The organism is Sphingomonas sp. (assembly GCF_039595165.1).
Taxonomy (GTDB): domain Bacteria; phylum Pseudomonadota; class Alphaproteobacteria; order Sphingomonadales; family Sphingomonadaceae; genus Sphingomonas.
The window spans coordinates 1-11,144 of sequence record NZ_JBCNMA010000112.1; the positions used below are offsets into that span (position 1 = coordinate 1).

9 protein-coding genes and 1 tRNA gene are annotated in these 11,144 nt (G+C 66.9%); 8 read left to right on the forward strand and 2 right to left on the reverse strand.

The features are described from left to right. From ABDV68_RS15305 to ABDV68_RS15330, 6 genes are all read left to right on the forward strand, one after another. Positions 1–153: rod shape-determining protein (locus ABDV68_RS15305; RefSeq protein WP_343520974.1), on the forward strand; the 153-nt coding region annotated here is incomplete at its 5' end. Positions 154–165: 12 nt separating this feature from the next. Continuing rightward, positions 166–1,047: a rod shape-determining protein MreC gene (gene mreC / locus ABDV68_RS15310; protein ID WP_343520967.1), complete on the forward strand. Its 882-nt coding sequence runs from the start codon at positions 166–168 to the stop codon at positions 1,045–1,047. After that, the gene (mreD, locus tag ABDV68_RS15315; protein WP_343520968.1) at positions 1,044–1,556 is read left to right on the forward strand and encodes a rod shape-determining protein MreD; all 513 of its coding nucleotides are present in this window, start codon (positions 1,044–1,046) and stop codon (positions 1,554–1,556) included. The genes mreC and mreD overlap by 4 nt, the downstream gene beginning before the upstream one ends. After that, entirely contained in the window at positions 1,553–3,574 is a 2,022-nt protein-coding gene (gene mrdA, locus ABDV68_RS15320) for a penicillin-binding protein 2 (protein ID WP_343520969.1), read from the forward strand. Before mreD ends, mrdA begins: the two co-directional genes overlap by 4 nt. Continuing rightward, positions 3,571–4,710, forward strand: a complete 1,140-nt coding sequence (rodA, locus tag ABDV68_RS15325; protein ID WP_343520970.1) for a rod shape-determining protein RodA — start codon at positions 3,571–3,573, stop codon at positions 4,708–4,710. Before mrdA ends, rodA begins: the two co-directional genes overlap by 4 nt. 102 nt (positions 4,711–4,812) lie before the next feature. Further along, positions 4,813–4,888 (forward strand) — tRNA-Lys (locus ABDV68_RS15330). A gap of 199 nt (positions 4,889–5,087) precedes the next feature. Here the strand turns inward: ABDV68_RS15330 and ABDV68_RS15335 are convergent. Together ABDV68_RS15335 and ABDV68_RS15340 are read right to left on the reverse strand one after the other, a co-directional pair. After that, entirely contained in the window at positions 5,088–6,485 is a 1,398-nt protein-coding gene (locus ABDV68_RS15335; protein ID WP_343520971.1) for a HAMP domain-containing sensor histidine kinase, read from the reverse strand. 1 nt (position 6,486) lies between these two features. Next, positions 6,487–7,218, reverse strand: a complete 732-nt coding sequence (locus tag ABDV68_RS15340; RefSeq protein ID WP_343520975.1) for a response regulator transcription factor — start codon at positions 7,216–7,218, stop codon at positions 6,487–6,489. 384 nt (positions 7,219–7,602) lie between these two features. Between ABDV68_RS15340 and ABDV68_RS15345 the strand changes: the two genes are divergently transcribed. Both ABDV68_RS15345 and ABDV68_RS15350 read left to right on the forward strand, forming a co-directional pair. After that, positions 7,603–10,527 carry a TonB-dependent receptor gene (locus ABDV68_RS15345; protein WP_343520972.1) on the forward strand — a complete coding sequence of 975 codons (2,925 nt, stop codon included), beginning with the start codon at positions 7,603–7,605 and terminating at the stop codon, positions 10,525–10,527. 17 nt (positions 10,528–10,544) lie between these two features. Continuing rightward, positions 10,545–11,144, forward strand: a 600-nt coding sequence (locus tag ABDV68_RS15350; protein ID WP_343520973.1) for an alkaline phosphatase, incomplete at its 3' end; no start/stop codon positions are given.

Genomic DNA, 11,144 nt, shown 5'->3' on the forward strand with positions numbered 1-11,144 from the left:
GGCGGCGCGCTGCTCGAGGGGATCGACGAGGTGCTGCGCGACGAGACCGGCCTGCCCGTCACCGTCGCCGAGGACCCGCTGACCTGCGTCGCGCTCGGCACCGGGCGCGCGCTGGAGGACCCTGTGTTCCGCGGCGTTCTGCTCGCGGTCTGAGGAAAATAGGAGATGGCGCCGCCACGTAACCGGCGCCCCGGATTTTCGCGGCGGGCGCAATACGGCCTCTTCATCAGCTACGTCCTCGCGGCCGGCGGTGCGCTGGTCGGCGTGGTGCTGCTCGCGCTCTCCTTCCTGCACCCCCCCGCTTATGCCGTGGCGCGCGGCGCGCTGGCCGAACTGGTCACGCCGATCGCCTCGGGGCTCGACTGGACCCGGCGCGGCGTGTCGTCGATCCCGGAGGGGATCGGCAGTTACTGGGGCGTGCGCGGGGAGAATGCGCGGCTGCGCGCCGAGACCGAGGCGAACCGCAAGCTCGTCGAGGAAGCGCGCACCATCGCGCATGACAACAAGCGCCTGCGCGCATTGCTCAAGCTGCGCGACCGCATCGCGCAGCCGGTGGTGAGCGCACGCCTGGTCTATTCAACCGGATCGAGCACGCGGCGCTTCGCGACGCTCAACGCCGGCTCGTGGCAGGGCGTGCGCGCCGGACAGCCGGTGCGCGGGCCCGACGGGCTGATCGGCCGCGTGATCGAGGTCAGCCCCAACACCGCGCGCATCCTGCTGATCCTCGATCCGGAGAGCATCGTGCCCGTCCGCCGCGTGCGTGACGGGCTGCCCGCGATCGCCGCGGGGCGCGGCGACGGACTGATCGAAATCCGCTCGGCCGGCGCGGCGCAAGTGCTGTTCGAGCCGGGCGACGCCTTCGTCACCTCGGGCACCGGCGGCATCTTCCCGCCCAACATCGCCGTGGCCCGCGTCCGCCGCCGCGCGCGCGACACCGCCGAGGCGACGATCTTCGCCAGCCCGGACTCGCTCGACTATGCGATCGTCCAGCAGGCCTATTTCCCCGAGGCCGGCGAGGTGCGCGCGCCGGAGGCGGCACCACGGTGAGCGGTTCGCCCTATGCGGGCCTGGGCAAGGCCGACACCTCGACCCGCGCGCGCTGGCTCGCTCCCCTGACGATCGTCATCGGCTCGCTGATGACGATCGTGCCGTTCAAGGCCTCCTTCCCGATCCTCCCGCCCTTCGGGCTGATGATGCTGCTCGCCTGGCGGCTCCACCGGCCCGACCTGCTCAAGCCGTGGGCGCCGGTGCTGCTCGGCTTCGTCGACGACCTGATCAGTGGCCAGCCGCTGGGCAATTCGATGTTGTTCTGGACGGTGTCGTTCATCGCCATCGATGTGCTAGACACGCGCATCGTGTGGCGGGATTTCCTGCAGGACTGGCTTCTGGCCGCGGGCGCGATCGGCTTCTGCCTGATCGGCGGCCGGCTCGTCGCGTCGCCGCTTGGCGCCCATGTCGATACCGTGCTGCTGATCCAGATCGTCATCGCGATCGCGCTGTTCCCGGTGCTCTCGCGGCTCGTCGCACGGCTCGACGGCAAGCGGAGGGGACGATGAACGGCCCCGTCCGCATGATCACCGAGGCGCAGCAGGGCTACAGCTTCTCGCGCCGCGCGCTGTTCCTGGGCGCGGCACAGGTGACCGGCGGACTGATCCTCGCCGCACGCATGACCTGGCTGTCGGTCTACGAGAACGACAAGTACAAGCTGCTGGCGGAGAGCAATCGCGTCAACCTGACGCTGATTCCGCCGCGGCGCGGCTGGATCGTCGACCGGCGCGGCGTGCCGATCGCCAACAACCGCACCGACTTCCGCGTCGACATCATTCCCGACCGCATGGAGAAGGAGAGCCGCGACCGCGTGCTCGGCCAGCTGCGCGACTTGCTCGCGCTCACCGCCGAGGACGTCGCGCGGATCCAGGAAGACCTCAAGGGCGCCGCAGGTTTCCAGCCGGTGCAGGTCGCCGAGAATCTCGACTGGGAGCGCTTCGCCGCGGTCAGCGTGCGGCTGCCCGAACTGCCCGGCGTCGCACCGACCCGCGGCTTCGCCCGCAACTATCCCGCGGGCGCCGCGGTCGCTCATCTCGTCGGCTATGTCGGCGCCGCCACCGCCGAGCAGTTCAAGGAGACCAAGGACCCGCTGCTCCTCACGCCCGGCTTCAAGCTCGGCAAGGACGGGCTCGAAAAGGTGCTGGAGGGCAATCTGCGCGGGAAGCCCGGCGCCAAGCGGGTCGAGGTCACCGCGCGCGGCAAGCTGGTACGCGAGCTCGCCACGCGCCCCGACGACCCCGGCAGCACGATCCGCCTCACGATCGATGCCGGGCTCCAGGAATACGCCGCACGGCGGCTCGGCAACGAGTCCGGCTCGGTCACGGTGTTCGACGTCACCAATGGCGACATCCTGGCGATGGTGTCGATGCCGGCCTATGATCCCAACGCCTTTTCCGACGGGATCAGCCGCACCGAATGGAAGATGCTGTCGGAGGACGACCATCTTCCGCTGATGAACAAGACGCTGCAGGGCCTCTATCCGCCCGGTTCGACGTTCAAGCCGGCGACCGCGCTCGCCATTCTCGGCGCGGGGATCGATCCCAAGCGCGTGGTCTACTGCAATGGCGGCTACCAGCTCGGCAACCGCCGCTTCGGCTGTCTCGGCCGCCACGGGCCGATGACGATGCACACCGCGATCGCGCGCAGCTGCAACACCTATTTCTATTCGATGGGGCGCGAGATCGGGATCGAGGCGATCGCGGCATCCGCCCGCAAGCTCGGCTTCGGCGCGGAGTTCGAGCTGCCCCTGCCCTCGCAGCGCTATGGCACCGTCCCCGACAGCGCCTGGAAGCTGCGCCGCTACAAGCAGGAATGGACTCAGGCGGATACGCTCAATGCCGCGATCGGCCAGGGCTATGTGCTGGTCAGCCCGTTCCAGCTCGCGCTCTCGGCCGCGCGCGTCGCTTCGGGGCGTGAGCTGATCCCGGCGCTGCTCACCAGCCGGCGCCACGCCCCCCGGCATCTCGACTTCCCCGACGAGCATCTCGCGATCGTCCGCGCGGGAATGGACGAAGTGGTCAATGGCCACGGCACCGCCGGCGCTTCGCGCCTTCGGCTCGAGGGCATCCGCATGGGCGGCAAGACCGGCACCGCGCAGGTCCGCCGCATCATGGACCGCAACCGCGGTCAGGGCGGCGAGTGGCGGTATCGCGATCACGGCCTGTTCGTCTGCTTCGCGCCGGTCGACAATCCGCGCTACGCCGCCTCGGTCGTGATCGAGCACGGCATGGGCGGCGCCCGCGCCGCGGCGCCGGTGGCGAAGGACGTGCTGACCTGGCTGTTCGACCGCCAGCAAGCGCTGGACACGCTCGCCCGCTTCGAGACCGAATGGGGCGGCGACATCCGCGCGCGCATGGCGGCGAAGGAAATCGCCTATCGCGCCGCGCAGGGCCTGCCCGCCGCGATGCCGACGCCGGGCGCCTCGCCGCTGCCCGCGCCGACCGCCACGCCCTCGCCTGGCGCGTCGCCGACCTCCGCCAGTCACTCGCCGCCGCCTGCTTCCAATCCGGGGATCGTGCCCGAATGACTCGTTCCGGCTCCAGCTCCAGCTCCGGCTTCGTCCCCGCCCCGCTCGCGCAACTGCCGTGGCTGGTGATCCTGCTGATCTGCGCGATCGGCGGATTCGGGGTGCTCGTGCTGTTCTCGGCGGCCGGCGGCGATCCCAAATGGGCGATGCCGCAGGGCATCCGCTTCGGCGGCTTCCTCGTGATGGCGCTCGCGATCTCCTATGTGCCGATGCGCTGGTGGTCGACCGCGGCCTTCCCGCTCTATGGCTTGTTCCTCGTCATGCTGATCGGGGTCGAATTGCTCGGCGCGGTCGCGGGCGGCAGCCAGCGCTGGCTCGACCTCGGCTTCATCCGCATCCAGCCGTCGGAGATGATGAAGGTCGCCATCGTCCTCGCCTGCGCCAAATTCTACGAGATGCTGCCCGCGAGCGAGATCCGCAAGTTCGGCGCGATCTGGCCGGCCGCGGTGATGATCGGGTTTCCGGCCGCGCTGGTGATGCTGCAGCCCGACCTCGGCACCGCGCTGATGATCACCGCCGGCGGGCTGACCGTCATGTTCCTGGCCGGTATCCCGCTGCGCCTGTTCATCGGCGGCATCCTCGCGCTCGCAGTGTCGGTGCCGATCATCGTCAACTATGTGCTGCACGACTATCAGCGCAACCGCGTGCTCACCTTCCTCAACCCCGAGAACGACCCGCTCGGCACCGGCTACCACATCAGCCAGTCGAAGATCGCGATCGGGTCGGGCGGGATCTTCGGCAAGGGCTTCCTCAACGGCACGCAGAGCCATCTCGATTACCTGCCCGAGGGCCATACCGATTTCGCGCTGGCGACGATGATGGAGGAATGGGGGCTGATGGGCGGCCTGTTCGTGATCATCGCCTATGGCCTGCTGATCCGCTGGGGCATCTCGGTCGGGATGCGCAGCCAGAGCCGCTTCGCCAAGCTCACCGCCGCGGGCATCTCCACCACCATTTTCTTCTATGTCTTCATCAACATGGCGATGGTGATCGGCCTGGCGCCGGTGGTCGGCATCCCGCTGCCGCTGATCAGCTTCGGCGGATCGGCGCAGATGACGACGCTGATCTGCGTCGGCCTGCTGATGTCGCTCGACCGCGAGAACCGGCTCAATCGGCGCACGTCGAGCTGGCAGTGAGGTTTTGCGGCAAAAGGGTGTTGCAATCGCAAAACCCCGATGCTAGGCGCGCCGCTCCCGACCGAGGCAGCGCTCTCCAACAGCGCTCCTGATCGCCCGGATGGACGCATAGCTCAGTTGGTAGAGCAGCTGACTCTTAATCAGCGGGTCCTAGGTTCGAGCCCTAGTGCGTCCACCACCTTTTCAGTCACCTGCCTCGGCTACTTACCGCCAGTTGGAGCCTTGGGCGGCCCCACTGCGATTGCTTTTGCGGCCTTCCCGCCGGCGGATGCACCCAGATGGGCGCATCGTCCTGCCGAAGCCAGCTCGTCCAGGTGTGCCGCAGATCGTGCCAAGCGTCCGCGGCCGATCCGATTGCGGCCCTGCGCGACGATTACTTAAACCTGCGCCGGCAGCATCAATACGGCCCGCAAGCCAGGCTTGTTATCCTCCAACTCGAGATGTCCGCCGTGCAGCGAGGCGACCGCGGCGGCCAGGGTGAGTCCCAGCCCGCTGCCCGGCGTGCTGCGGGCGGCGTCGAGCCGGCCGAACTTGCGGAGCGCGTCCTTGCGGCGATGCTCGGGAATACCGCCTGCGCGGTCGGCGACCGCGATCCGCACCTCGCCGTCCCGGCAAGAGGCCTCCAGCACGATGTCGCCGCCCCCGGCGCCATATTTCAGGGCATTGTCGATCAGGTTCGAGACCGCTCTCGCCAGCAGGATACGGTCGCCGCGCACCAGTATCCCCGACTGGCACTGAAGCGCGATTTCGGCCCCGCCGGAAGCTGCCAGCGGCTGGAAGATTTCGCGCAGGTCGCGCAGCATCGCGGCGATATCGACCCGTTCGAAATTGCCCCGCCCGATCCCTGCCTCGGCGCGGCTGATCTCGAGTGCGTTCTCGAGGATGTGGAGCACGCCATCCAGCTCATTCTCGACGACGGCGAAACGCGCGGCATGGTCGCCGCTGCAATATTGGTGCAAGCCGCCCGCCACCTGCATATGGATGCGCGCCAGCGGCGACCGCAGATCGTGCGCGAGCGTGTCGGTGAGGAGACGATGCTCCTCCACCAGCGCCTCGATCCGGTCGAGCATGTCGTTAAGCGTCGCCTTGAGGCGATCGACCGGGTCGCCGCTACCGTCGGTCATGGCCCTGCGCGCAAGGTCTCCGGCGCCGACATGCTGGCCGATATCCGCGATCGCGGCGACCATCCGGTTCATCTCCCGCACCATCGCGAAGCTGCCCAGCGCGCCGATCGGGATGGCCAGCGCAAACGCCGCGACCAGCGCGAGCAGGAGGGCGGAATGCATGTCGGCACGATTGTCGAGCAGCCCGCCGAGCAGCAGTTTCTGGCCGGTGGGTAGCTGCGCGGTGCGGACGAGGAACTCCTCGGCCCGGTTCGCGCCGTCGCGCCGCAGCGCCGCCGGTGTCCAGTCGCTGGGCGCGGCGAGCGCTTGCGGCCAAGCGTCGAGATTGCCCGCGAGCTTGCGCCCAGCCGCATCGACCAGCAGGATCGCGGTCTGGTCGCGATGCGCCCGCTCGGCCCGGCTTGCCACCGAGTTGCGCAGCTCCGCGATGCCGCCGTTGCGATAGTGCTTCTCGAGGTTGCTCTGCCGATACTCCAGCGGCCGGGTGAAATCGGCCAGGAGGATGCCGTCGATCTCATGGTAGAGATAGAGTAGGATCGGCAGCGTGCAGGCGAGGCTCAGCAGGACATGGAGCAGCGCGAACCGTCCGCTCGTCGAGCGCCACGGCAGGCGCCGCTGCTTCGGAATAACTTCATGCGGCGCGGCATGCACTTTATGCCCGAGGCCCGAGGCGATAGCCCGCGCCGCGGACCGTGTGCAGCAGCGGCGCCAGCCCGGGCCGGTCGATCTCGCGCCGCAGATTGCTGACATAGACGTCGATCACGTTGGTGCCGGGATCGAAATCATAGTTCCAGACCTTCTGGAAGATCATCGAGCGGGTGACGACCTGGCCCGAATTGCGCATCAGGAATTCGAGCAGCTGCAGCGCGCGCGGCTGAAGCAGCAGCACCTGCCCGGCGCGCTCGGCGCGCGAGGCGAGCAGATCGAGCGTCAGGTCCGCGCAGGCGAGCCGGGTCACCACCGCCGATGCGGCGGCGCTGCGCCGTTGGGACACCTCCAGACGGGCGAGCAGTTCGCTCATGGCGAACGGCTTGACGAGGTAGTCGTCCGACCCCGCCCGCAAGCCGCGCACACGCTCGTCGGTCGATCCGATCGCCGACAGGAAAATGACCGGCGTGTCGGTGCCCTGCCCCCGCAGCGTCCCGAGCAGCGACAACCCGTCCATGCCGGGGAGCATGCGATCGAGCACGATCGCGTCAAAGCCGCCGTTCCGGGCCAAAGCGAGTCCCGTCAGCCCGTCGGCCGCCCATTCGACCGCATAGCCGTTCGCCGTCAGCCCCGCAGTAAGGAACGCGGCGGTGGTCGCATCATCCTCGACGACCAGGATCCTCCGGCACGCGCGACTGGTTTCCCACGCCTCGCCGTCCGGCTTCTCGTCGCGCAGATCACGGGCAGCTTCGAATGTCACCCAGGCCAGCTAGGCGGATGTCGCGACGCTTCCGTGACAGCCCGAAACATTAGGAATTTTTAAGGGCGTAACTGCTGGCCATGTAACAACCTTGTCACTCCCCCTGACTAGTCGCCCTGCCTCGGGAGACAGCAAACCAAAAGATCCGTGAAGCCGTTTTGATCAGACGGCGAGAGACAAATGGGGCGCAAGCAGATGTAACGACAGGACGCGATAGTTGCGTGCCTAATTCGCTGCGTTTGTGATGATTTTTACTGAAGGCGATCTTGATACTCCGGACCTCGGGTCCCGGAGCGCGACGTCGTGTTTTTTGATGTCCTTTGCGGCTGGCGACAGTCATTTCCAATTTTGGGGGATAACATGAGAAAGTTCTCGTCCGCGCGGCCGATCGCCGTGCTCGCCTCGACCGCGATGATCGCGCTCGCCGCGGGCACCGCGCACGCCCAGACCGCCATCACCGCGGCCGCGACCACCGCCGATGCCACAGAGAGTACCGTGACCGGCCGCGTATATGACGAGGCGACCGGCCAGTCGCTGCGCGGCGCGATCGTCCGCGTCGCCGGCAGCAACGTGCAGGACGTCACGCTTGAGGACGGGCGCTTCCAGGTCGCGGTGCCCGCGGGCCCGGTCACGCTGCGCGTCGAATATGTCGGTCTCGACACCGAGACCCGCGCGCTCGACGTGCCGCGCGGCGGCAATGTCGTGGCGAATATCGGCCTGACGAGCGCCGAGCTCCACGACGAGGACGTCGTCATCCGTGCTGCCGCGACTGGCCAGGCGCTGGCGATCAACCAGCAGAAGACCGCCAACGGGGTCGTCAACATCGTGTCGGAGGAGACGTTCGGCCCCTCCCCCGACGGTAATCTCGGCTATGTCCTGCAGCGGTTGCCGGGCCTCAGCGTCGATACCGATCAGGACGGCTCGCCCACCGGCATCAACATCCGCGGCATCGAAGGCGACTACAACTCGTTCCAGATCGACGGCAACCGCGTGCCGACCTCCGGCGGCGGGCGCGGCATCGGACTGACGCAGTTCTCGGGCGACGGCATCACCACGATCGAGGTGATCAAGGCGCCGACGCCCGACCGCGACGGCGACGCGATCGGCGGCATCGTCAACGTCGTCACCCGCACCGCCTTCCAGCGAAGCGGCCGGCAGCTCAGCGTCGATGTCGGCGGTATCTACAGCGACTTGCCCGAGAAGTTCGGCCATGCCGTGACCGCGCAATATTCCGACATCTTCAGCATTGGCGGCGGCGACCGCAATTTCGGCGTCAGCGCGACGATCAGCAGCTACCAGACCGATCGCTATTCGCTGAACCGCGACATGGATTGGGTGCAAGTGACGCCGGCGAACAATCCGACGCTGAACCTCGGCCAATATTCGAATCCGGTGTGGTTTATGGAGGCGTCGCACTGGGAGTACGACACGCGCGTCACCAAGACGACCTCGGCCAACCTCAACCTCGATTTCCGGACCGACCCGTTCAACTCGTTCTACGCCCGCTTCTTCTACAGCAATGCCGACCGGCACGGCGTGAAGTACGAGACCGACATCGATATCGACACGCGCTTCCAGGACGCGGTGGGCGGCCGCAAGACCTATGCCGAGCTTAGGCCCGACTATGGCCGCGGTTCGGCCAACTCGCAGGCGTCGCGCGGCTGGATCGGCACCGAGGACGACCGTGAGACCGAGCTCTTCTCGGTCAATCTCGGCGGCCGTCACGAAGGCCGCAACAGCCTGCTGACCTATGACTTCTTCTACTCGCGCAACAAGCAGGTCACGACCAACGACAACGAGCTCAACTTCCTGATGGAGCCGGACGATCCCTGGCTGCAGTTCGAGTACCATCTGATCGACGTGTCGCGCGGCGAGGTCGAGATCAACGAGCTGACCGGCCGCGATCCGAGCGACCTGTCGCTCGTCACCGAGGGCGAGCTGATCATGAACAACTCGGTCCGCACCGAGGACGTGTACAGCGCGAAGGTGGATTTCGAGCGCAGCTTCGACCTCGGCTCGAGCGCGCTGACGCTCAAGACCGGCGCCAAATATTATCGCAGCGAGCCGCGCTTCGATCAGGTGGCTGACGTCTATTCGATGGACGAGGGCTTTCCATACCAGCAGGTCGTCTCGATCAACAACAGCATCATTCTCGACGGCAACAAATATTTCGACGTCAATCCCGCCAAGGGCGTCGCACTGCTGCGGAGCAATCCGGGGCTGTTCGAGATCGAGGAGGAAGACTCGCTCGAGGACAGCTATTTCGAGGACTATAATGCTTCGGAGACGACCGCGGCGGGCTATGTCATGGGCACGCTGCGCTTCGGCGCCCACACCATCCTGGGCGGGGTGCGCTACGAGCATGTGAGCTGGAAGAACACCAACTACCAGGTGAGCTATCTTGACGAGGAAGCGAGCTTCTCACCGGTCGAGCAGGGCGACTCCTATGGCTATTGGCTGCCCAGCATCCATTTCCGCCACGAGCTCGCCCACAACCTCATCATGCGCGAGAGCTATAACCGCAGCTATGGCCGCCCGCGGCTGAGCGAGCTGACTCAGGGCCGCTTCATCAACGAGGACGGCGACATCTCGGACGGCAATCCCAACCTCAAGCCGGCGCTGTCGGACAATTTCGACGCGCAGCTCGAATATTACACCAAGGGCGGCGGCCTCTACAGCATCGCGCTGTTCTACAAGAACGTGCGCAACTTTTCCTACACGCAGGTCTACAATTTCAGCACCGTCGACGCGAACGGGGTGCCGATCTTCGATCCCGAGGGTGATTTCGAGTATGAGGTGCCGCTCAACGGCTCCACCGCCAAGAATTACGGTATCGAGCTGATCGCGCGCCAGCGCTTCACCTTCCTGCCCGGCGCGCTGCGCGGCCTCAGCACCAGCCTCAGCGCCACCTTCTCGGACAGCGAGGCAACCTACCCCAATCGCGACGACGACCGTAAGCTGCCGGTCCCCGGCTTCTCCAAGTTCCTGTTCACCGCCTCGCTCGAATGGGCGTGGCGCGGGATCGAGCTGCGCGGCGACTATATCTACCGCGACGATTATGTCGAAGGCCTCGGCGACAGCATCGAGAGCGACGAATTCTACGCCGCCGAACAGCGCGTCGACGTGCGCGCCGCCTATTCCTTCACCAGGAACCTGCGCGTCTACGCCTCGGTCACCAACCTCACCGACGAACCGCAGGTGTCCTATTCGGGCTATCGCCAGTTCGTCGAGGATGCGAGCCTGACCGGCCGCAAATACCGCTTCGGCCTCGAGTACAAGTTCTGATCATGGGAACCCGGAAAATGAAGAACAAGCTGCCCCCTCTGCTATGCCTGCTCGCGGCCTCGTCGATCGTCCCGGCGGCGGGCCAGGCGCAGGAAAGCGCCCCGGCCCAGGCGAAGCCGCAGGCCCAGACCGCACGGCCGGTCGCGCAGCCCAAGACCGGGCGGAAGGCGAAGAACGTCATCCTGTTCCTCGCCGACGCCGGCGGCGTTCCGGTGCTGCACGGCGCGAGCCTGCTCGGCTATGGCGAGCCGCGCCGCCTCGGCATCCAGCAATGGCCGTATCTCGGCCTCAGCGAGACCTCGCCGGTCAACGCCTTCGTCTCGGACTCGGCCAATGGCATGAGCTCCATCGTCACCGGGGTGAAGACCTATAACGGCGTGATCAGCCAAGGCCCGGACACGGTGCGCGGCAAGCAGGACGGCACGCCGACCAAGACCGTGCTCGAATATGCCGAACAGCGCGGGCTGCTCACCGGGGTGGTCACCACCCAGTCGATCGCCGATGCGACTCCCGCCGCCAACTACGCGCATTCCAACGATCGCAAGAAATGGGGCGAGATCTTCCCGCAGGCGTTCAAGCCGCGCTTCGGTGACGGCGTCGACGTGCTGTTCGGCGCC

What these genes read in the sequence shown, in the direction of transcription:
- mreC (WP_343520967.1), top strand. Translation starts at nt 166, where the DNA reads ATGGCGCCGCCACGTAACCGGCGCCCCGGATTTTCGCGGCGGGCGCAA.
- mrdA (WP_343520969.1), top strand. Translation starts at nt 1,553, where the DNA reads ATGAACGGCCCCGTCCGCATGATCACCGAGGCGCAGCAGGGCTACAGC.
- rodA (WP_343520970.1), top strand. Translation starts at nt 3,571, where the DNA reads ATGACTCGTTCCGGCTCCAGCTCCAGCTCCGGCTTCGTCCCCGCCCCG.
- ABDV68_RS15345 (WP_343520972.1), top strand. Translation starts at nt 7,603, where the DNA reads ATGAGAAAGTTCTCGTCCGCGCGGCCGATCGCCGTGCTCGCCTCGACC.